Annotated in this window: 1 other RNA gene (running past one end of the window); it reads right to left on the bottom strand. The window is 40.4% G+C overall.

What is annotated here, in order from left to right:
- Positions 1-191: RNase P RNA component class B (gene rnpB, locus V7161_RS29815), an RNA gene on the bottom strand; it reaches 206 nt to the left of the window's first position.
- Positions 192-488 lie beyond the last annotated feature (297 nt).

Raw genomic sequence — 488 nt, 5'->3', positions numbered from 1 at the left:
ATCGTCACTGTGGCACTTTCAGGTTATTCTCAGCATATCCCGAAGGACTTAGCATGATTTCACCGCCGTCAGCCGAAACTATTGATCGACTGCCCACCCTTGCAGATGGCACGAACACTACAGGCGTCTCAGCACTGTGCGAGCCTGGACTTTCCTCAGCTCCTGTTAAGGAACCGCGACTACTCACCATTTCACGTTTATCTATTCGTTCAGAAGCGACAATGTCTACTATATCAGGATTAACAGGATAAATCTTTAGTAGTTTAATTCCAGCATTTCCAATCATGTGGTTAGGAGGTGAAACATAGAAATGTTCAGGAACGCAGCGGCCATTTAAAGGTGGATATATGGACTATTGCATAACAAGAAAACAAGGATGCTAAACTCTAAACGTAACAGAGTTTAGCTTTTTTCTTTGGTTCTAACAATTTGTTACAGCGCTTATAGATAATAGAAATTATTTAACGTACAAATAATATAGGTAAAAT

This window comes from Neobacillus drentensis, assembly GCF_036965425.1.
GTDB classification, from domain to species: domain Bacteria; phylum Bacillota; class Bacilli; order Bacillales; family Cytobacillaceae; genus Neobacillus; species Neobacillus drentensis_F.
This window is presented reverse-complemented; position numbering and strand designations above follow the sequence as displayed.